17 protein-coding genes are annotated in these 21,593 nt (G+C 64.0%); 11 read left to right on the top strand and 6 right to left on the bottom strand.

The annotated features are described in order from the left end of the window. Positions 1–6: 6 nt before the first annotated feature. Entirely contained in the window at positions 7–459 is a 453-nt protein-coding gene (locus tag FJ988_RS16745; RefSeq protein WP_140819452.1) for a nucleoside deaminase, read from the bottom strand. Positions 460–643: 184 nt separating this feature from the next. Here FJ988_RS16745 and FJ988_RS16740 point away from each other — a divergent pair, with 184 nt between their 5' ends. From FJ988_RS16740 to FJ988_RS16720, 5 genes are all read left to right on the top strand, one after another. Beyond that, the gene (locus FJ988_RS16740) at positions 644–2,617 is read left to right on the top strand and encodes a pseudouridine synthase (protein WP_140819451.1); all 1,974 of its coding nucleotides are present in this window, start codon (positions 644–646) and stop codon (positions 2,615–2,617) included. 17 nt (positions 2,618–2,634) lie between these two features. Then, on the top strand, positions 2,635–3,189 hold the full coding sequence (rsmD, locus tag FJ988_RS16735) for a 16S rRNA (guanine(966)-N(2))-methyltransferase RsmD (protein ID WP_140819450.1): 555 nt from the start codon (positions 2,635–2,637) through the stop codon (positions 3,187–3,189). A gap of 82 nt (positions 3,190–3,271) precedes the next feature. After that, positions 3,272–4,633: a pitrilysin family protein gene (locus tag FJ988_RS16730; protein ID WP_140819449.1), complete on the top strand. Its 1,362-nt coding sequence runs from the start codon at positions 3,272–3,274 to the stop codon at positions 4,631–4,633. Between the two features lie 2 nt (positions 4,634–4,635). Further along, the gene (locus FJ988_RS16725) at positions 4,636–6,030 is read left to right on the top strand and encodes a M16 family metallopeptidase (protein WP_407067735.1); all 1,395 of its coding nucleotides are present in this window, start codon (positions 4,636–4,638) and stop codon (positions 6,028–6,030) included. Further along, on the top strand, positions 6,027–6,881 hold the full coding sequence (locus tag FJ988_RS16720; RefSeq protein WP_140819448.1) for a patatin-like phospholipase family protein: 855 nt from the start codon (positions 6,027–6,029) through the stop codon (positions 6,879–6,881). Before FJ988_RS16725 ends, FJ988_RS16720 begins: the two co-directional genes overlap by 4 nt. Positions 6,882–7,156: 275 nt before the next feature. On the opposite strand, the gene FJ988_RS16715 is transcribed toward FJ988_RS16720, so the two are convergent. Continuing rightward, complete coding sequence (locus tag FJ988_RS16715) at positions 7,157–8,407, bottom strand: outer membrane protein (RefSeq protein WP_407067763.1); 1,251 nt, start codon at positions 8,405–8,407, stop codon at positions 7,157–7,159. Positions 8,408–8,893: 486 nt separating this feature from the next. Here FJ988_RS16715 and FJ988_RS16710 point away from each other — a divergent pair, with 486 nt between their 5' ends. The 5 genes from FJ988_RS16710 to FJ988_RS16690 all read left to right on the top strand — a co-directional run bounded on the left by FJ988_RS16710 (position 8,894) and on the right by FJ988_RS16690 (position 15,180). After that, positions 8,894–9,940: a LacI family DNA-binding transcriptional regulator gene (locus FJ988_RS16710; RefSeq protein ID WP_140819446.1), complete on the top strand. Its 1,047-nt coding sequence runs from the start codon at positions 8,894–8,896 to the stop codon at positions 9,938–9,940. A gap of 80 nt (positions 9,941–10,020) precedes the next feature. Further along, positions 10,021–11,268, top strand: a complete 1,248-nt coding sequence (locus tag FJ988_RS16705) for a sugar ABC transporter substrate-binding protein (RefSeq protein WP_140819445.1) — start codon at positions 10,021–10,023, stop codon at positions 11,266–11,268. A gap of 127 nt (positions 11,269–11,395) precedes the next feature. Further along, positions 11,396–12,313 carry a carbohydrate ABC transporter permease gene (locus FJ988_RS16700; protein WP_181183556.1) on the top strand — a complete coding sequence of 306 codons (918 nt, stop codon included), beginning with the start codon at positions 11,396–11,398 and terminating at the stop codon, positions 12,311–12,313. Continuing rightward, positions 12,313–13,170 (top strand): carbohydrate ABC transporter permease, encoded by an 858-nt coding sequence (locus FJ988_RS16695; RefSeq protein ID WP_140819444.1) that lies wholly within the window; start codon positions 12,313–12,315, stop codon positions 13,168–13,170. Before FJ988_RS16700 ends, FJ988_RS16695 begins: the two co-directional genes overlap by 1 nt. Positions 13,171–13,194: 24 nt before the next feature. After that, positions 13,195–15,180, top strand: a complete 1,986-nt coding sequence (locus FJ988_RS16690) for a glycoside hydrolase family 127 protein (RefSeq protein ID WP_140819443.1) — start codon at positions 13,195–13,197, stop codon at positions 15,178–15,180. A gap of 20 nt (positions 15,181–15,200) precedes the next feature. On the opposite strand, the gene FJ988_RS16685 is transcribed toward FJ988_RS16690, so the two are convergent. Both FJ988_RS16685 and FJ988_RS16680 read right to left on the bottom strand, forming a co-directional pair. After that, positions 15,201–16,025: a DUF1194 domain-containing protein gene (locus tag FJ988_RS16685; RefSeq protein ID WP_140819442.1), complete on the bottom strand. Its 825-nt coding sequence runs from the start codon at positions 16,023–16,025 to the stop codon at positions 15,201–15,203. A gap of 1 nt (position 16,026) precedes the next feature. Next, a complete protein-coding gene (locus FJ988_RS16680; RefSeq protein WP_140819441.1) occupies positions 16,027–17,079 on the bottom strand; it encodes a DMT family transporter in 1,053 nt (350 codons plus the stop codon). Between the two features lie 161 nt (positions 17,080–17,240). On the opposite strand from FJ988_RS16680, the gene FJ988_RS16675 reads away from it, so the two are divergent. Further along, positions 17,241–19,220, top strand: a complete 1,980-nt coding sequence (locus tag FJ988_RS16675) for a BTAD domain-containing putative transcriptional regulator (protein ID WP_140819440.1) — start codon at positions 17,241–17,243, stop codon at positions 19,218–19,220. 44 nt (positions 19,221–19,264) lie between these two features. On the opposite strand, the gene FJ988_RS16670 is transcribed toward FJ988_RS16675, so the two are convergent. Together FJ988_RS16670 and FJ988_RS16665 are read right to left on the bottom strand one after the other, a co-directional pair. Next, the gene (locus FJ988_RS16670; protein ID WP_140819439.1) at positions 19,265–20,074 is read right to left on the bottom strand and encodes an endonuclease/exonuclease/phosphatase family protein; all 810 of its coding nucleotides are present in this window, start codon (positions 20,072–20,074) and stop codon (positions 19,265–19,267) included. Positions 20,075–20,099: 25 nt separating this feature from the next. Further along, entirely contained in the window at positions 20,100–21,560 is a 1,461-nt protein-coding gene (locus tag FJ988_RS16665; protein WP_140819438.1) for a phospholipase D-like domain-containing protein, read from the bottom strand. Positions 21,561–21,593 lie beyond the last annotated feature (33 nt).

Genomic DNA, 21,593 nt, shown 5'->3' with positions numbered 1-21,593 from the left:
GCAGTTCTAGTTTTCCCGCCGCCCGCGGAAAAAATCCTTCAGGATGAGTGATGCGTCGCTTTCGCCGATGCCCGGATAGATGTCGGGCGTGTGGTGGCAGGTCGGCGAGGCAAAAAAGCGCACGCCGTTGACGACCGCGCCGCCTTTCTCGTCGGCGGCGCCGAAATAGAGCCGCCGCAATCTCGAGAAGGAAATGGCGCCGGCGCACATGGCGCAGGGTTCCAGCGTCACATAGAGATCGTGCCCGGTCAGCCGCTCGCTGGCCAGTTTTTGGCAGGCTTCGCGGATCGCCAGCATCTCGGCATGCGCGGTCGGATCGGCGAGTTCGCGCGTGCGGTTGCCGGCTTTCGCGATGACGCTGTTGCCATTGGCGATCACCGCGCCGACCGGCACTTCGCCGCGGCTTGCCGCGGCTGCTGCCTCTTGCAACGCCAACGCCATGAAATCCGGCCGTTTCACGCGGTTTCCACTCCGAATACTCCTCGCCACCTGTGAGCGATCCTGTTATCTAGCGCGGGACCCTGAAAACCGGAATCGGTTTTTGCCGCGCCGGGTGCCGGCGCAAAATTCAAGATGAAACTGCCTGCATTGGGCGTCCGGAAGGGCGTGCGCCGCTGTAGCAGCTTAAGAAGAGCCAGAGCAAATGGACGACAACGACAAGAAATCTTCGCGGGGACCGCGCAAGGGCGGATCGAAACCAACTGCGCGCGGCGAAAAGCCCTTCCGCAAGGGGCCGCCCCGCGACGGCAAGCCGTTCGAGAAGCATGAAGGCGCGCGCAAGCCCTACGCGCCGCGCGGCGACCGGCCCATGGCCGCGGACGGCGAGCGCAGCGATTTCAAGCGCAGCTATAAGCCGCGTGAAGCGGGTGAGGGCGCCGAACGAGGCGACCGCCCATTCCGCAAAGGCCCGCCGCGCGACGGCAAGCCCTTCGAGAAGCGCGAAGGTGCCCGCAAACCCTATACACCGCGCGGCGATCGGCCGATGGCGGTTGACGGAGAACGCCGCGACTTCAAGCGCAGCTATAAGCCACGCGAAACCGGCGAGAGTGCCGAACGCGGCGACAGGTCGTTCCGCAAAGGCCCGCCGCGTGACGGCAAGCCTTTCGAGAAGCGCGAGGGCGCCCGCAAACCCTACACGCCGCGCGGCGATCGTCCCGCAGCGGCCGAGGGCGAGCGTGGCGACAGGCGCTTCGACCGGCCCAAGCGCGATTTCGCGGATAGGCCGAAGCGCGATTTCAGCGATCGCCCCAAGCGTGAATTCGGCGGCGACCGGCCGCAGGGCAAGCCTGGCGGCTTCAAACCGCGCCCGCGTCCCGGCGATGCGGAGCCGGAGGCCGGCGAGCGCATCGCCAAGCGCCTCGCGCGGGCCGGCATCGCCTCGCGCCGCGATGCCGAGGAACTGATCGCCGCCGGCCGCGTCAAGGTCAACGGCAAGGTGTTGGGATCGCCGGCCTTCAACGTCAGCGCCAGCGACGTTATCCATCTCGACGGCACCGAAATCCCGCCGATCGAGCGCACGCGGCTGTTCCTGTTCCACAAGCCGGCCGGCGTCGTCACCACCAACCGCGATCCGGAAGGCCGCAAGACCGTGTTCGACGTGCTGCCGGCCGACCTTCCGCGGCTGATGACCATCGGGCGCCTCGACATCAACACCGAGGGCCTTTTGCTGCTCACCAATGACGGCGGCCTGTCGCGGGTGCTGGAGCTGCCGGCCACCGGCTGGCTGCGGCGCTACCGGGTGCGCGTCCACGGCAAGGTCGAGGAAAGCGCCTTGGCGGGCCTGCGCGATGGCATCGCCGTCGACGGCGTCTTCTACGGTTCGATCGAAGCCTCGCTCGATCGCGAGCAGGGCACCAATGCCTGGCTGACCATCGGCTTGCGCGAAGGCAAGAACCGCGAGGTGAAGAACATCCTCGGCGCGCTCGGTCTCGACGTGACGCGGCTGATCCGCATTTCCTATGGACCGTTCCAGCTCGAGGACCTGCCCGAGGGCCATGTGCTGGAGATCAAGGGCCGCGTGCTGCGCGAGCAGCTCGGCGAGCGGCTGATCGAGGAAGCCGGCGCCAATTTCGATGCCGATATCCAAAAGCCGTTCTCCAACAAGCCGGTACGCGGCAGCGGCCCGCGCCGCGAAGAGGACGATCGGCCGAAATTCACCCGCGACGGCGACCGCCGGCCGATCGGCGAAGGCGGCCTGATCAAGGCGCGCAAGCGCCGTGAAGGCAGCCGTGACGAGGCGCTGAGCAAGCTCTCGACAAAACCGGAAAGGGCGTTCGGCGAGCGCGGCCCGAAATCGGACCGTGGTGCCTTTGGCGACAAGCCGCGTGGCGGCTTTGGCGACAAACCCCGCTTCGGCAGCAAGAAATCCGAGCGCGAGCAGCGGCCGATCGAGCCGCCTGGCCAACGCAAGGCCAATGTCTGGATGGCGCCGGGCGCGCGTCCCATCGGCAAGGGCAGGGCGGAGGCAGACGCCGCCAAGGCCGCCGAGGCGAAGGCGCGCAAGGCATCCTACAAGCCGGGTGGCAAGCCTGGCGGCGCCAAGCCGTTCGGCAAGCCGCGTGGCGAACGCCCCGATGGCGGCGGGCGTCCGCGCGGCCCCAAGGGTCCCAGAAGCTAGATGGGGCCCGGACTTAAATGAGAATCGTCGGCGGTGAGTTTCGCGGGCGTCCGCTGGCGACGCCGCGTTCGAATGCCATACGCCCGACCACCGACCGCACCCGCGAGGCGGTGTTCAACGTCCTGGCGCATCGCTATGCCGAAAAGCTCGAAGGCGGCCGCGTGCTCGACCTCTTCGCCGGCACCGGTGCGCTGGGGCTTGAGGCGCTGTCGCGCGGCGCTTCCTATTGCGTCTTCATCGAGGAATCGACGGAAGGGCGCGGCCTGATCCGCGACAATGTCGAGACCTTCGGCCTCACCGGCCGCACCAAGATCTTTCGTCGCGACGCCGCTCATTTGGGTGAGGCCGGCACGCTTTCGCCCTTTAGCCTGATCTTCGCCGATCCGCCCTACGCCAAGGGGCTCGGCGAGCGCGCGCTGCGCTCTGCAAAGGCCGGCGGCTGGGTGCTGCCCGGCGCACTCTGCGTGGTCGAGGAGGCGGCCTCGGCACCGTTCGAGGCGGGCCCGGGCTTTTCCGTGGTGGACGAGCGGGGCTATGGCGAAACGGTCATCCGCTTCATTGAGGCGGACTAGCGCCGCCTCGAAAATGACTCACAATTCACTTTGCCTCGCCGACAAGCTTGCCTATCGTCGCGCAACCGGACCGGAGACCTTGATGACACGAACGGGCATTGGGCTCAGCGCAGCGCTTCTGGCCGGCACGCTGGCGCTTGCGGCGACCGCTCCGGCCCGCGCGACCGACGACGGCTCGGTCAAGGACTTCCTGCTCAACAACGGCATGGAAGTGGTCGTCATCCCGGATCATCGCGCCCCGATCGTCACGCACATGGTCTGGTACAAGATCGGCAGCGCCGACGAGCCGCCCGGCAAATCCGGCATCGCGCATTTCTTCGAGCATCTGATGTTCAAGGCCACGACCAATCATGCCGCCGGCGAGTTCGACCGGGCCGTGTCCGAGATCGGCGGCTCGAACAACGCCTTCACCTCCTACGACTACACCGCCTTCCATGAGACGGTGCCGCCTTCGGCGCTTGAGAAGATGATGGACTTCGAGGCCGACCGCATGCGCAACCTCATCCTCACCGACGACGTCATCAAGACCGAGCGCGATGTGATCCTGGAAGAGCGCCGCATGCGCATTGACAACAATCCGCAGGCGGTGCTCGACGAGGAGGTCGACGCGACGCTCTGGCAGAACCAGCCCTACCGCATACCGGTGATCGGCTGGATGCAGGAGATGGAGGCGCTGAACCGCCCCGACGCGGTCGCCTTCTACGACAAATACTACCGGCCCAACAATGCTGTGCTGATCGTGGCGGGCGATGTCGATCCGGATGCGGTCAAGGCGATGGCCGAGCGCACTTACGGCAAGGTCGCGCGCGGGCCGGACCTGCCGCCGCGCATCCGCCCGGTCGAGCCGGAGCAGAACACCAAGCGCACCGTGACGCTGACAGACGCGCGTGTTTCGGTGCCGAGCTTTTCCACGCAATGGGTGGTGCCGTCCTATCACACAGCCAAGCCCGGCGAGGCCGAGGCGCTCGACCTGCTGGCGGAAATCCTCGGCGGCGGCAACCGCAGCCGGCTCTATCAGCAGCTAGTGGTGAAGCAAGGCATTGCCTCGGAAGCCGCGGCCTATTTCCAGGGCACCATGCTCGACGCCACCAACTTCACCGTCTACGGCTCGCCGCGCGGCGACGCCAAACTCGCCGAGGTCGAGGCCGCCGTCGACGCCGAGATCGCGCGTATCGTCAAGGACGGCGTCACCGACGGCGAACTGGAGCACGCCAAGACACGCTATGTGCGCTCGATGATCTTTGCCCGCGACAAGCAGGACGACATGGCAAACATCTATGGCTCGACGCTCGCCACCGGCGGCAACGTCAAGGACGTAGAGGAATGGCCGGACCGCATCCGCAAGGTCACGGCCGACGAGGTCAAGGCGGTCGCCGCCCGCTATCTCGTGCTCGACCGCTCGACCACCGGCTACCTCTTGCCGCAGCAACAGGCGGGGAACTGATCATGACCATGGTTCTCGGCCACAGGACTGCTTTTCCTGCGCGCGAACGGGGAGAGGGTAAGCTATATCGCGTAATAGTCACGCTCTGCTTCGCACTGTTCTTCCTGCTTTTGCCGGCGCTTGCCGCGCGCGCGGAGATGAACATCCAGGAGGTGAAGTCGACAAAAGGCATCACCGCCTGGCTGGTGGAAGACCATTCGATTCCGCTGATCGCCATCCGCTTCGTCTTCGACGGCGGCAGCGCGCAGGACCCGGCGGGGAAGGAAGGCCTGGTCAATCTGATGACCGGACTGTTCGACGAGGGCGCCGGCGATCTCGACAGCGACGCTTTCCAGCAGAAGCTCGACGATGCCGGTGCCGAGATGGGTTTCCAGGCGTCGCGCGACGGCACCTATGGCTCGATGCGCATGCTGTCGGAGCAAAAGGACGAGGCCTTCGACCTGTTGCGGCTGGCAGTCAACAAGCCGCGCTTCGATCAGGCGCCGATCGATCGCATCCGCAGTCAAATCCTGTCCGGCATCCTCGCCAACGAGCGCGATCCGAACACGGTGGCGCAGCAGCGCTGGCTGCGCGCCATCTATGGCGAGCATCCCTATTCGCGTTCCGATCAGGGCTCGAAGCAGAGCCTGGCCGGCATCACCGCCGACGACATCAGGGCTTTCCACAAGGCCGCTTTCGCCCGCGGCGGCGTGCATGTGGCGGTAGTCGGCGATATCGACGCCGCGACGCTCGGCGCCAGGCTGGACGAGGTGTTCGGCGACTTGCCGGAGAAACAGGCGCTGGCCCCGGTGGCCGACGTCACGCCGAAGCTTGGACAGCATCTGGAGGTGAATTACGACCTGCCGCAGACCTCGCTGCAACTGGCCTGGCCGGGCGTGAAGCGCGGCGATCCGGATTTCTTCGCCGCGGTGCTCATGAACGAGATCCTCGGCGGCTCGACCTTCACCTCGCGGTTGTTTGCCGAGGTGCGTGAGAAGCGCGGCCTTGCCTACGGCGTCAGCTCCGACCTCGTCGATAACGAGCATTCACACACGCTGCTGGTGACGACGGCGACGCGTTCCGACCGCGCCGCCGAGACGCTGTCGATCGTGCGCCAAGTGGTGAAGGATATGGCCGAGAACGGCCCGAACGAGGAGGAGCTCGCGGCGATCAAGAAATACATGATCGGCGCCTACGCCATCAGCAACCTGGATTCCTCGAGCTCGATCGCGGCGACGCTGGTCGAGCTGCAGGTCGACCATCTCGGCATCGACTACATGCAGCGCCGCGCGGCGCTGATCAACGCGGTGACGCTGGCCGACGTCAAGGCGGCGGCGAAGAAGCTTCTCTCGGTCGACCCCGCCGTGATGGTCATTGGCCCGCCTATGCTTGAGGTGGCGGGGAGCGGCAAGGGATGAGCCCGACCTTCGGGGTTGCCTTCGGCGGCGGCGGCGCGCGCGGACTGGCGCATATCCACATCATCGAGGCGCTGGACGAGCTCGGCATCAAGCCGGTGGCGATCGCCGGTTCCTCGATCGGCGCAATCATGGGCGCCGGCATGGCCGCTGGCATGACCGGCGCGCAGATCCACGACTACTCCCGTTCGGTCCTCGGCAGCCGCGCGGAAATGGCGGCGCGCATGTGGCGCTCGCGCCCCGGCACGATCGCCGAAGCCATGCAAGGCGGTATCCGCGTCGGCCAGTTCAATGTCGAGCGCATCCTGAAGGCGTTCCTGCCCGATGCCATCCCCGCGACATTCGAGGAGCTCAAGATCCCTTTGAAGGTGACGGCGACCGACTATTTCGGCCATAAGCTCGCGGTGTTCGCCGAGGGTGAATTGCATTCCGCGCTCGCCGCCTCGGCCGCCATTCCGGCCGTGTTCCGCCCGGTGATGCGCAATGACTGCCTGCTGATCGACGGCGGCATCTACAACCCGGTTCCTTTCGATCTGCTCGAGAAGGATGCCGACATCATCATCGCCATCGACGTGGTGGGCGCGCCGAGCGATGCCGAGCGCAAGCACCCGACCACCGTCGACCTGATGTACGGCGCCTCGCAGCTGATGATGCAGTCGATCATCGCCAACAAGCTGCAGCAGTCCGGACCCGACATCCTGATCCGCCCCAAAGTCTCGAAATACCGCGTGCTCGATTTCCTCAAGATCGAAGCGCTGATGGCCGAGACGGTCGAGATCAAGGACGAATTGAAGCGCGCGGTGGAGAAGGCCGTCGAGGTTCGTGGCGGCAAGCGCGGCAAGAAGACTGTGTGAGACTCGTCTGGCCGGTCATCCCTTGCTCGTCCTGTATTCCATCGCCGCCACGCCATCGTTGAACGGTACGGCCGAGACAAGCTCGAACGTGACAGGTTTGTCGGACGGAAAAGCCGTTCGCCCCGGCCTGCGGCTGCCGGATAGACGAGCAGCCTGAGCCGATCGACAAGGCTAAAGCCAGGCAACCGCCGCGCGAGTTTGGCTCAACGCAACAGGTCAAGCGAAGAAGAGCCCGTCGGTTGACGGGCTCTTCTGTTTTGGCTGGAGGGCCTTGCTTAGTTGAACTTGTACTTGGCCTCGATGCGCACTGTATGGAAGGACGGCGTCGAGGTGAGGAAGTCGCTGACCGGGATGCCGAGGTCCGATGAGAAGTCCTTCTTGGCGAACTGCGAATAGCGGTATTCGAGGCCGACAGTCATCTTGTCCGACACCGCCGTTTCCAGGCCGGCGCCGACCGAGAAGCCGCTGGAACCCCAATCGAGGATGTCGCCGATCGGCGACGACGCGTTGAGGTCGAAATGCTGCCAGCTATAGCCTGCCAGCGCGTAGGCGAGGGTGCTATCGTTCACCTTCATGCCGACACGGCCGAGCACGTCGAAGCCGTAGTCGGTGTCGAGGTTGATCTGTCCGCCGGGTAGCTCAAGCTTCGAGGTCATGCCGGAGTAGCGCGCATCGACCAGGACACCAGCTACCCAGCTGCCCATATCGTGATCGTAGCCAATGCTGGCCTCGCCGAACACGCCTTCGCCGCCAATCCCGTTGAAGTTGACGCCGATCAAGTCGGAGTCGATCGAGTGCACCGACGCGCCGGCGCCAAGCCCGCCGCCGACATAGAAACCGGTCCAGTTGTAGCTCGGCGTCTCGAAGCTGGCGCCGCCGCCGTCATTGGCGTTGAAGCGATAGCTGGCGGCAAGCTCGAACGTGTGGCGTGAGGTGTCGAGGTTGAGCGCGCCGCCCGGGGCGCCGAACTGCGACAGCAGATTGTCATTCGTGCCGAAGCGCGTGTAGCGATATTCGCCTTTGAGCGTCCAGCTGTTGTTGATCGCGGTTTCGGCGCCGACACCCAGGAAATAGCCGCCCTGGTCCCAATCGAGTCCGAAGCCTCCGATGTTGGTGTCGAGCTTGTACTTCTGCCAGGCGTAGCCACCGAGCACGTAACCCAGTGTGTTCGGCGTCAACAGGTAGCCGGCGCGCACGCCTACGTCGAAGCCGTAGGTTTCCTTGATATCGGCACTGAGGCCGCCAAGAGGGGCGATATCGAGCGAAGTCTTGATGTTGCCGACATGCGCGTCGACCAGGCCGCCGATGAGAAAACGCGGCGAAACCATGTAGTCGTAGCCGACAGTCGCCTGGCCATAGACACCTTCACCCCCGATGCCGTTGAACGACAGGCCCGGGATGAAATCGCTGCTCAGCTTGTGAACATTAGCGCCGGCGCCGAGACCAAAGCCGACATAGACGCCGCTCCAGTTAAAACCGGACGCAGCCTGCTCCTGTACCACGTCGGCGGCGTGCGCGGCAGACATCAAGGCGACAGCCGAAACAGCGCCCAGCAAGATAGATTTCGCAGAAAAACGAAGAACCATACCCTTAACCCCAATTGAAACCCCGGCGACCTTCTAACAGCGGTTGTAAGAATTGGTGGTGGCACAAATGCCACAGTGGTAGGCAAAGTGCCTTCAAAGTAGGCAAATAGCGACGATGCACCCAGAAATAGTCAACTTGTCGCTGACCCAAAAATCATTTGTTAACCATGCCTTGCAGGAGGTTCTGCATGCTCGGGCGCATAAGCCAGCTAAAAAGGGTGCCCGACGCGAGTCTTGGCTCGAGTTCGCCAATGTCGCTCCCAAGATGCTAACCCCCCCTTGCCAACCACTTCGGCTTCCCTTTAATGTCCTATCTGAGAAAACCTTTTCCCAGTCGTTCGCTTTTCGACATCCGCCCCCTCGGTTCGAAACGCTGCAGGCCTCATGGAGAAAAGGTTTTTCCAAACTTGGAGGTCCTACGCTGAAATGTCTTCGGACGCCGAGCAAGCGCCTATCTTTGCCAACAGACCCGTCACCTTGCGCGAGGTGGCTGCGGCCGCCGGCGTCAGCGTCGCGACGGCGTCGAAGGCGCTGAACGGGCAGGGGCGCATGACGGCCGAGACGCGCGAGCGCATTCGCGAGACGGCCAGGCATCTCGGCTTCCGGCCGAACAGCCTGGCGCAGAGCCTGTTGCGCAAACGCTCCTTCACTGTCGGGCTGCTCACCAACGATACATACGGCCGCTTCTCGCTGCCGCTGATGGCCGGCGTTTCGGATGCGCTGGTCGACAATGGTGTGTCGGTGTTCCTGTGCAATGTCGAGGACGATCAGCGGCTCGGCCAGTTGCATGTCGAGGCCATGCTCGACAAGCGCGTCGACGGCATCATCGCCACCGGAAAGCGTATCGACCGCCATCTGCCGGTCGATCTCGCCAATCTGCGCATCCCCGTCGTCTACGCCTTCACCCAGCCGGATCCCGGCGCGATCGGCTTCGTCTCCGACGATGTCGGCGGTGCGCGGCTGGCAGTCGAGCATTTTTGCCGACTGGGCCGCCGGCGCATTGCCCATGTCAGCGGTCCGGCGAGTTTTGCCGTGGTGCATGCTCGCGCCCAAGCCTATCGCGATGTCCTTGCCGAGCATGGTCTGCCTGCCTTCGAGCCGCTGCTTGGGCCGTGGTCGGAGGGTTGGGGGCATGATGCGGTCGCCAGACTGTTCGGGGGTGGGGGCGAGCCGCCGGACGCCATCTTCTGCGGCAACGACCAGATCGCGCGCGGCGTCATCGATGCGCTGCGCGAGCGCGGCATAAGCGTGCCCGACGATGTCGGCGTCATCGGCTTCGACAATTGGGAGATCGTGGCCGAGGCGACGCGCCCGCCGCTGACCTCCATCGACATGAATCTGGCGAGCCTCGGCCGCGAGGCCGGGCTCGCGCTGCTTTCGCTCGTGGGCGGCCAGCCGGCCGCACCGGGCATCCGGAAACTGCCGTGCCGGCTGGTGGTGCGTCAGTCATGCGGCCGCCCGCCGGGCGGCTGAAGCAATGGTCGAAGGCCGCGCGTCCGACCCCCGCGGATGGCAACGGCCAAACTGGGAGGAGAACCATGAGGAGGAACAAAGTGAAGACCATGATCGCGAAACTGGCGCTTGCCGCTGCCGTCATCAGCGGCGGCCTGCAGGCGGCGTCGGCCGAGACCGCCAACATCTGGGTGCGCGCCGACGGCTCGAACTTCATGCCGCGCATCGTCGATGCCTTCAACAAGGCGCATAAGGATCAGATCAAGCTCGACATCATCCCCAATGCCGAGATCATCCCGAAATACGGCGCCGCCGCCGCAGGCGGCACAGCGCCCGACGCGCTGTCGCTCGACCTGATCTACACGCCGTCCTTCGCTGCCGCCGGCCAGCTCGAGGACATCACCGATTGGGCGAAATCCTTGCCTTACTTCGCCAGCCTGTCGCCGGCGCATGTCAAGACCGGCACCTACAAGGACCGCATCTACGGCCTGCCGTTCTCGGCCGACGCCTCGGTGCTGATCTGGAACAAGAAATTGTTCAAGCAGGCCGGCCTCGACCCTGAGAAGGGCCCGACCAACTGGGCCGAGATCGAAGCCGACGCCGAGAAGGTCAACGCGCTCGGCGGCGATATCAAGGGCTTCTATTTCTCCGGCAACTGCGGCGGCTGCAACATCTTCACCTTCACGCCGCTGATCTGGGCCTCGGGCGGCGACATCCTGTCGGAGGACGGCTCGAAGGCGACGCTGGACAGCCCGCAGCTGCGCGGCGCCATCGACCTCTACCGCTCGATGGTCAAGAAAGGCCTGGTGCCCGAGGGCGCGCAGACCGACACCGGCTCGAACTTCTTCGCTGCCTTTGCCGCCGGCAATATCGGCATTTCGCCTTCCGGCGCCTTCGCCATCGGCGCGCTCAACACGCAGTACCCAAATGTCGACTACGGCATCACCTTCCTGCCGGGCAAAGACGGCGGCTGGTCGTCCTTTGCCGGCGGCGATAATTTCGTCGTCACCAAGGGCACCAAGAAAATCGAGGTGGTAAAAGAGTTCCTCGACTTCGCCTATTCGCTCGAGGGGCAGACGATCCTGGCCAAATATGGCAGCCTGCCGGTGCGCAACGACATCGCCAAGGAAGCGTTGAAGGATCTCGATCCGCGCTACCAGGTGGCGGCCGAGGCGATGGCCAAGGGCAAGACGCCCTATTCGGTGGTGTTCAACGACCTGATCAACTCCGCCAACGGTCCGTGGACGCAGATGATCAACGAGGTGTTTTTCGGCGACGATGTCGACGGCGCCATCAAGAACGCGCAGGACACCATGCAGTCGATCATCGACCAGGCGCCGAACAAGTAGACACCAGGGCTTGCCGGCGGCGAGGATCAGGCAACGCTCACCGCCGAAAAGCTCTGACCCGGCCGCCCGCCCGTCTCCCTGGCCGGGCGGCCGGACTTGGCAATCGTTCACCCGCAGCGAGAACGAAATGGCTTCCATTGCAATAGCACCGGCCCGAGCCCGCGCGCGCACCAGCCTGCGGCAATGGGTGGGGCTGCTCTATGTCCTGCCGGCGGTCGCCTTGGTCACCGTCTTCTTCGTCATTCCGCTCGGCATGACGGCCTGGATGTCGCTGCACAACTGGCCGCTGATGGGCGAGCACTCCTTCATCGGCCTCGACAATTATGTCGCCATCCTGCGCGACACGCGCTTCTGGAACGCGCTGAAATTCACCTTCTACTACACTGTGGTCGTCACCATCGCGATCTTCGCCGTCGCCTTTCCGCTGGCGATCTTCATCGAACGGCCGCGGCCGCTGACCAACCTCTACCGCACCGCCTTCTTCATGCCGGCGGTGGTCGGCTTTGCTTCCGCGAGCCTGCTCTGGTCCTGGCTCTTGAATGTCGATTCCGGCCTGTTCAGCCCGGCCGCTTACGATCTTGGCCTGACCGAGAAGAAGATCAATCTTCTCGCCACCTTCCAGCCGGCCTTCTGGTCGATCATCGCCATGGTGGTCTGGAAGGTCGCCGGCTTCACCATGATCATTTTGATGACCGGCCTACAGTCGATCCCGCAGGACCTGCAGGAGGCCGCCGTCATCGACGGCGCCGGCCCGTTCGCCCGGTTCCGGATGATCACCTTGCCGCTGATGCGCCGCACCCTGGCGCTGGCGCTGATCCTGTCGGTGGCGGGCTCGATCCTCGCCTTCGACCAGTTCTACATCATCCTGCGCGGCGGCCCGCGCAACCAGACGCTGACGGCCGTCTACTGGATCTTCAACCAGTCCTTCGTCTCGTTCAAGCTGGGTTACGGCGCCGCACTTTCCATGGTGCTGCTGGTCATCCTCGTCGCGCTCAGCCTCATCCAGCTCTGGCTGCTGCGCAAGCCGGCGGGGCTCGACGACTGATGGCCGAGGCGATGTCGCAGAACCGCAAGGCCGCCTTCAGCTTCGCCAGGCATTCCACCGGCATCATCGCTTCGGTGCTGTTCCTGGCGCCGATCGTGTGGACCGTGCTGTCCACCTTCAAACCGGCGCAAGAGGCGCGCCAGCCGCCGCTGCCGCCCTGGCCGACCACCGGTTTCTCGATCGAGAATTACGAGACGCTGAACTCCTTCGGCGACGGGCTTTGGGCCTCGGCGCAAAACAGCATCTATGTCTCGGTGATGACGGTGCTGCTTTCGGTGCTGGTCAGCGTGCTCGCCGGTTACGGTTTTTCCCGCTTCCGCTTTCCGTTCCGGGATTTCTTCTTCATCCTCATCCTGTCGACGATCATGATCCCGTTCCAGTCGATCCTGACGCCGATCTTCCTGGTGCTGACCAAGCTCGGCCTGCATAACACGCTGACCGGGCTTGTCTGCGTCTACGTCACGCTGCAACTGCCGTTCTCGATCTTCATGATGCGCAACGCCTTCGACGCCGTGCCGCGCGAGATCGAGGAGGCGGCGCGCATGGACGGCGCCAACAACGTCACCATGCTGTTGAGGGTCATGCTGCCCCTGGTCTGGCCGGGCGTCGTCACCATCGCGCTGTTCGCTTTCCTCGGCGCTTGGAACGAGTTTTTGGCCGCGCTCGTGCTGATGACCGACCAGTCGAAATTCACCCTGCCGGTGATGATGACGGCGCTTCAATCCGGCCGCTTCGGCGCCATCGACTGGGGCGCGGTGCAGGCCGGCGTCACCGTGATGATGGTGCCGTGCCTGATCCTGTTCCTGGCGCTGCAGCGCTTCTACATCCGCGGCCTCATGGCCGGAGCCGTCAAGTAAATCGCATTCGAATGGAGTGACGTCATGACCGCAACCCAACCCGCCACCGCCCCGCAGACCGATGCCGGGCCGAAACTCGCCTTCCGGCCCCTGCCGGTGCCGCAGGTCGATGTGCGCGGCTTCTGGGGCGACCGTGTCGATGCGGTCGCCGCCAAGACCGCCGAGATTCTCTACGAGCGCTGCGTCGAGGCGCGCATGCTGGAACAGATCGATCCCGACCGCCCGTCGCCCGGCGTCGTCATTCCCTTCCATTCGCCGTCGCCGGACGAGGCGGCCAATCCCACCTTCACCGGCTCGACGGTGACGACGCAGATGTTCTGGGATTCCGACTGGGGCAAGACCATCGAGACCGCCGCCTATTCGCTCTACCGCCGCCGCAACCCGGAGCTGGAAAAGAAGATCGATGCCGTCATCGACCTCTACGGAAAGCTGCAGCAGGAAGACGGCTATCTGTCGAGTTGGTACCAGCGCATCCAGCCCGGCCTGCGCTGGACGAACCTGCGTGACTGCCACGAGCTCTATTGCGCCGGACATCTGATCGAGGGCGCGGTCGCCTATTACCAGGCGACGGGCAAGCGCAAGCTGCTCGACATCCTGTCACGCTACGTCGACCACATCGCCACGATGTTCGGCCCCGAGCCGGAGAAGAAGAAAGGCTATTGCGGCCATGAGGAGATCGAACTGGCGCTGGTCAAGCTGGCACGGGCGACCGGCAACCGCAAATACATGGACCTGGCCAAATATTTCATCGACCAGCGCGGCCAGGAGCCGCATTATTTCGACGAAGAGGCGCTGGCCCGCGGCGCCGACCCGAAGGCCTATCACTTCAAGACCTACGAATACAACCAGTCGCACAAGCCGGTGCGCGAGCAGGACAAGGTTGTCGGCCATGCGGTGAGGGCGATGTACCTCTATTCCGGCATGGCCGACATCGCCACCGAATATGGCGACGATACGCTGCGCGTGGCGCTCGACCGGCTCTGGGACGATCTGATGACCAAGAGCCTCTATATCACCGGCGGCCTCGGCCCGTCGGCGCACAACGAAGGCTTCACCAGCGACTACGACCTGCCCAATGAGAGTGCCTATGCCGAGACCTGCGCCTCCGTCGGCCTGGTGTTCTGGGCGAGCCGCATGCTCGGCATGGGTCCGAACGCCCGCTATGCCGACATGATGGAGCGCTCGCTCTACAACGGCTCGATCTCGGGCCTGTCGCTCGACGGCTCGCTGTTCTTCTACGAGAACCCGCTGGAAAGCCGTGGCGGCCATCATCGCTGGAAATGGCACCGCTGTCCGTGCTGTCCGCCCAATATAGGTCGCATGGTGGCGTCCATCGGCAGCTATTTTTATGGCCTGGCCGACGACGCGCTGGCGGTGCATCTCTACGGCGACTCGACCGCGCGTTTCGAGATCGCCGGCCGTCCGGTCAGCCTCGCCCAGACCAGCAATTTTCCTTGGGACGGTGCGGTTTTAATCGATATCGGCGCCGACACGCCGGTCGAGTTCACGCTCCATCTGCGCGTGCCCGGCTGGTGCCGCAAGGCCGCACTTCGGGTCAACGGCAAGCTCATCGATATCGAGGCCGCGACCAGCGATGGCTATGCCGGGATCCGCCGCAAGTGGCAAACCGGCGACCGCGTCGAGCTCGACCTAGAAATGTCGATGTCCAGGTTCTTTGCCAACCCGCATGTGCGCGATGATATCGGCCGCGTGGCACTTGCGCGTGGCCCGCTGATCTACTGCGTCGAGGAGACCGACAATGGCGGCGGGCTGCACCGCATCGCCCTGCCGCGCACGGCCAGGCTCGAGGCCCATGCCGAGCCGAACCTGCTCGGCGGCATCGTCACGCTCTCGGCCATCGGCAACAAGGTGGAGACCGACAATTGGGGCAGGGAGCTCTATCGCGCCGAGCCGCCGGCGACCGGGGAAACGAAGCTTAAGGCGGTTCCCTATTTCGCCTGGGACAATCGCGATCCCGGCGAGATGCTGGTCTGGCTGCGGGAGGGGTAGGAGCGTGGCGCGGTACAATCCTACTCGGCAATGACGGTGGACATCGCCGATGTCTCCGTAGCCGGCGCGCCGATGTTCAGGCTCACTTCCGTCACCAGCTTGCGGCGTAGGGCCGTCGCGTAATCGCGCGGCCCCTTCGGCGAGATCACGAAGGCTTGCGAGCCGCCGATGACGGACCGGGCGAAATAGGACGCCAGCGGCCGTCCCGTGGCTTCGTCATCCGCCGGGATGGCGATCGCGTTGATCGTGTATCCCTTGGCGATGGCGGTTTCCCGGCTCGGCTGCACAGGCAACCCGTCATTGTTCTCGCCATTGGAAGAGATATCGATCACCTTCTTCATGGCATTTCCGGGAAACTCGTCGAGCAGAAGGCTTCCGACATCGATTGCCGTCGAGACCGAGGTTCCGCCTCGCCCTCGGCGGATATGCCCGGTATCGCCTCTCTTCCTGATCACGGCCGCGGCCGCCTCGGCGTCTTCCAGTCCGCAGATGCGGGTCCAGGGCAGCACGGTGCGCGAGCGGCCGGGGCTCGACCATTCGAAATAGGCCACGCCGATGCAGCCCAGGTAATTCTGCGAGATGGCGCGGATGATCTCGGGCGAGGTGAGCGCCGCCGCATGTCCTTCGCGCTGCAGGTCGGCGATACTGGGGGCGATGGAAGAGGAAAAATCCACGGCGAAGACCACGGCGACGTCGACATTCATCGACACCGCATCGGCATTCGTTGCATCGGCGGCCGGTCCCCAAAGGAGTGCGACAGTCAGCGTCGTCAGCCTGGCCAATGAAAGAACACCCCTTGCAGGCCCGACACCAGAGTCCGGTTTGCCGTGAAGACCTTCGACCATTTTACCCTCCGTCTCGATACAGGTCGTTTTCGACGCGATATGGCTTCGGCCGATGAGATGAGCGCGAGTAGTCGCCAGCAAGGTCACTCAAGTGCGTCCTTCTGACCTGCATTGCCGATGACGCGCGTCTCGCAGCCGGCCAGGGGGCTGCAAGCAATGCCGCGTCGGATCTGTTGGGATCGGTTCGCAAGGACGTCGTCGACGTCCGGTTGGATATCGCAACCGAAAGAATCGATCCGAGAATGATGGCCGCGCCGAGCGCGCCTGCCGTCGAAGACCGCTCGCCGAGGAATATCGCCGCACCCACAGCGCCGAAAACGCTTTCGGCGCTGACGATCACGGCCACCCGGCTGGCCGATGTGAAGCGCTGGGCGGCAATCTGAATGCTGAAGGCGATCGCTGTGGAGAAAACTCCGAGCACGACCAGTTCAGGGCCGGCCTCGCAAGCTGCCGACAATGACAAATTGCCTTGAATTGCACCGAGCGGCAGGGCAATCGCGGCAGCGGCAAGGAACTGCGCGGTTGCGGCCGTGAAAGGGCGGGCATGGGCATGCATGTGGCGCCCCAGCTCGACTGTCCACAGCGCATAGCAGCAAGCCGAGAGGAGTGCGGTGAGGTCGCCGCCGCCGAAACCAGCAACCCCGCCTGACAACAGAAGGCAACCGATCACTGTCGATGCCGCGGCGGCCATGAGGCCTGCTGTCGGACGTTCGCCAATGAGCAGCCAGGCGGCTAGCGGCGTGATCACCGTTGCCGCGCTTATGAAGAAGCTTGCATTGGTGACGCTAGCACCGAGATAGCAGAGCTGTTGCAGCATGACGGAGATCGCAAACAGCACGACCACCCGCGCTAGACTGGAAGAATGTCCGGCGTCGGCCGGCGCTCGCCGTTCCGTCAGGGCAAAGGGCAGGACCAGCAGTCCACCGATCAGGCAGCGTAGTCCGACCGCGCTCAGCGCATCGAGGTGATCGAGCACCGTCTTCTGTGCCACGTTTCCGAGGCCCCAAAGCGCGGCTGCAAACAGGAGCAACAAATTGGCTGTGAGTTTTGACATTCGCCGCACCCCTGGGCCAGAACCATGTTTCAGGTTCCGTTACCCCTAATTCAGCAAGCGCTAAATGAAGTGCGTCATGGTACCGCTTGGATCGCGCCGTTCTAAAGCTTGCGAGGCGTTAGTTTCGAGTTAGGATTTCGTCAGGCTGGGGTTACTAGACAATGCAAAGTGCGGAAAGCTTTGCCGCCAGTAAAATCTTGCTTTTCGGCGGCTTTCAGATTGAGAAGGAAGCTAGTGGTCCAATTTGGCTGACCGGAAAGCGTGGCCCTGCAATCCTTGCCTATCTGGCTCGGTGTCAAGGCATGGCAGCGCCGCGCGAGAGGCTGGCCGACCTCCTGTGGAGCGACAGCGACAGCGGACACTCGCGCAACAGCCTGCGACAAACGCTCAGCGTCCTGCGGCGGGATTTGTCGCGGCAAAACCTGGACATTCTGTATTCCCACAGAGACCTGATTGGTCTCAGGCCGGATGCGGTAAGAGTTGACGTCGAAGAGTTCGAAACCGGTCTGTCAGCTCGTTCGGCTGCCGAACTGCAAACTGCTTTGGCACTTTATCATGGACCGTTTCTCGACGGGTTTTATGTCGGCACCAATGTTTTCGACGATTGGGCGGCCTTGGAGCGCGAAAGGCTGCTGAGCCGCGCGCTCGCATCGCTGGAGAAGCTCGCGCGGCTCGTGGATCCCGAAAGCGGGCTGGCAGTGGCCGATAGAATGCTGGCCATGGAGCCGACGCGTGAGGAAGCCTACCGGCTGAAAATGGAGCTGCTGGTTGCAGGCGGACAGCGGGACAAGGCGTTGCGAACCTTCGAGGCCTGCAGAAGCGTCTTGAGAAAGGAGTTTGGTGTCGACGTCAGCGTTGAGACACGAGCGCTCTGGCAATCGCTGCTTTCCTCCACCGAACTCCCTTCAAATCCGCAGACGGCCAATGGAGCCATCGCCGGTCAGCGCTCGGGACGCCCATCCATCGCCGTGGCCGACTTCGTCAATCTGACCGGACAGCGCGGCGACGACTTCTTCGCCAAGGGTCTGGTTCACGATATCACCACGGCGCTTTCCGAGGTGGCCGACTATATCGTGATCTCGGCTATCGAGAAAAACGGCGAGGAGCCGAGAGCGCCGGATAGTTTGCGTGCGCGTTATACGCTCAAGGGCACTGTTCAGAGGTCTGGAGACGGGCTGCGGGTGAACATCCAGCTTGTCGATGCCGCGGATGGCCACAACGTCTGGGCCCAGAAGTTCGACGGCCAATCGGAGAGCGCCCTCGAATTCCAGGACAGGATCGCGCAGTCGGTCGTGCTGGCAGTCAGCCTTGAGCTTCAACTGACCAACTGGAAGGTTCGCGACAAGAGCCCGCCCGGCCCGCCCGAGGTACGGCGGCTCGTGAACGAAGCCCTGATGAAGTATTTCGAGATGACACGGGACTCGCTCCTGGCCTCGAAGGGTCTTGCCGAAAAAGCTCTGGCGATTGCGCCGGACAACGTTCGCGCGAAACGGACGCTTTCCATCGCGACAACAATGGGTGTGGCGTTCGGTGCTTTGCCTCGCGAGCAGGAGCACATCGATCGTGCGATCGAGCTTGCCGAGGACTCGGTAAGGGCCGTACCCGACGACGAAATTGCCCGCTGCATCCTATCATTCGCCTACGAATGCGATGGCCGGATTGATGAGGCAATCATGCAATGCCAGCACGCGATCAGTCTCAACCCGAGCTACCCAAGCGGCCACGGCGATATTTCGATGCTCTTCGCCTTGCGCGGACAGATCAGCGAGGCAATGCGCGAGGCCAACGAGGCGGTCCGGCTTGGAACGCACGACGTCATCGACTTCTGGCGCCATCACGGCCTGGTTATAGCGCTGTTCGCCGGCGGAGACGATCGACGGGCGCTCGAAGTCGCCCGCAAGGTGGTCAGGACAAAACCAGGGTTCGTGCGCGGCGCGCTTTATTGGGCGGCAACTGCTTCGGCAACCGGAAACAATGAAGAAGCGTCACGGGCCATCCACCACTGCCTGTCGCAACTTCCACATCTTAATATGGACAATGTCTGCCCTGGCTTCCTGCCACGATATGTGAATGACAGTCATCACGCGCGCTTCCTTGACATGCTGTCGAAAGCCGGTCTCCCCGCTGCCGATTCACGTTGAAGTGATGCGCCGAAGGCGACCCCGGCACGTTTCCGTCTGGCAACTTATAGATGCACGAAAGCCGTCAACGGCAGATGGTCGGAGGCGACGCGCGACAGCGGCGTGTCATGCGCTTCCACCGCGCTCACCATGTCGCTGCGGTTGCCCATGATGCGGTCAAGCGCCAGCACCGGCAGGCCCGACGGAAAGGTCGGCACAGCGGGCGGCGTCGGGCCGAAGGTGACGTGCAGCGTATTCAGCGCCGAGCGGTTGCCGAGCCGCCATTCGTTGAGGTCGCCGAGCAGAAGCGTGGGTCGCTCGTCCGACCGGCTCATGATGTCGAGCACGACGCGCGCCTGCTCGGAGCGCGAGCGGCGCAGCAGCCCGAGATGGGCGGCAATCACCCGCAGTGAGCGTTTTTCGTCGAGGTCGATTTCGGCGACCAGCGCGCCGCGCGGCTCCAGCCCTGGGAGCTTGATCTGATGGACGTCGCGCACTGTGCCGCGCTTGAACAGAAGCACGTTGCCGCGCCAGCCATGGCCCTTGCCGTTACCCGTGATCGGCACCGGCACCAGCCCGGTATCGTGTTCGAGCCGGGCAAGGTCGAGCAGTCCGGCGCGGTCGCCAAAGCGGTTGTCGGCTTCCTGCAGCGCGATCACGTCGGGGGCGATCTCGCGGATGACGCGCGCCGTCCGCTCGGGATCGAAGCGGCGGTCGGTGCCGATGCATTTATGCACATTGTAGGAGGCGACCACGATCTCGGCGCCGGCGACCCGCTTGCGCGGCGTCGCTTTGGCCTTGCGCGCATTGCGGCCGCGGAGCGTGAGCAGCACGGTCTCCGGCAGGCTGCGTCCGTTCAGGTCGTTCGTCTCCATCGGTCCGCTGCTCGATCTCTCTGCGTTAAAGATAGGGCGATCCCAGCCAGAGCAACCCGTCAAACACACGAATGACGAAGGGCCGGGCTCTGAGCTCTTGAAGCGTCACCGGCCTGGCGGTTGCGATCGCGGCTTCGATGCGGGCATCGATGGCGGCGGCGAAACTGGTATCGAGCACCTCCATGTCGATCTCGAAATTCAGCCTCAGCGAGCGCGCATCGAGATTGGAAGAGCCGACATAGGCCCAGACGCCGTCGATCGCCATCAGTTTCGAATGGTCGAAAGCGCCTTCATGCCGCCACACCCGGCAATAGTTCTTCAGCACCTGGTCGAACTGCGCCGTCATCGCATGGTCGACGAGGAAAAGATTGTTCACCGCCGGCACCACGATGTCGATTTCGACGCCGCGCCGGCCGGCCGTGGTCAAGGCGCTGATGAATTCCCGGTCCGGGAGGAAATAGGGCGACATGATGCGGATCGATTTGCGCGCCACCGAAAACGCGCCCATCAGAAGCTTGTGGTTGGTTTCGTTGGACGCGTCCGGCCCTGTCGCCACCGCGCGCACCAGCATCGGCTGTCCGGGCGGCGGCGAAGGCCGTTCGACCGGCCAGGCATCGCCCTTCAGGGCCTCGTTGCCGGCAAAGCGCCAATCCTCGGCCGCGACGGCGAAGAGGTCGGCCACAACCGGCCCGGTGACCTCGAAATGCGTGTCGCGCGAACTGTCTGAGCCGGTGAATTCGGCCGAGAAACCCTTGCGGATGTTCATGCCGCCCGTGAACGCCACCGCGCCGTCGACGATCAGGATCTTTCGGTGGGTTCTCAGATTCGCATAGGGAAGTCTCAACCCCATGACGATGTTGCCGTTGAAGAGGTCGACGGTGACGTTCGCTTCCTTCAGTTGCTTCAGGATGCTCGGCACCGAATAGCGCACGCCGACGGCGTCGATCAAAACGCGCACGGCAACGCCGCGCTTCACGGCATTGCCGAGCGCCTGGACGAAGATCGCGCCGGCCGCATCATTGTCGAAGATGTAGGTTTCGAGCAGCACGCTTTTTTGCGCGCCGTCGATCGCCCGGCACATCGCGCTATAGGCTTCGTCGCCGGTCCGCAGCACCGCGATCGTGTTGCCGGAGGTCAGCGGCCGCCGCGCCACCCTGTCGCCTAGCGTCTTCAGGCCGATGAAGCGCTGCCCGAATTCGGCGCTGATCAGCGCTTCGAGCGCGACGTCGCGGTCATGCCTGGCGGCGGCCGCCTCAGGCGAGACCGGCCGCATGGCGCTGATCGTCGCGCGGCGGATGCGGTTGATGCCGGCAATGGCGTAGATGATGGCGCCGAGGAAGGGCGACAAGAGCATGACGCCGACCCAGCCGGTAGCGGCGCGCACATCCTCCTTCGTCATGATCGCATGCACGATCCCGACAGCGGCCATGGCCATCGACAGGATCAGGATGAGCAGCGACCAGTGACTCGCGATTGCGTCAAGCATTGCTGGGACTATTGGGGGAGGCGGGGCGGAAAG

The sequence above is a fragment of the Mesorhizobium sp. CU3 genome (genome assembly GCF_006442965.1).
Classification (GTDB): Bacteria; Pseudomonadota; Alphaproteobacteria; order Rhizobiales; family Rhizobiaceae; genus Mesorhizobium.
This window is presented reverse-complemented; position numbering and strand designations above follow the sequence as displayed.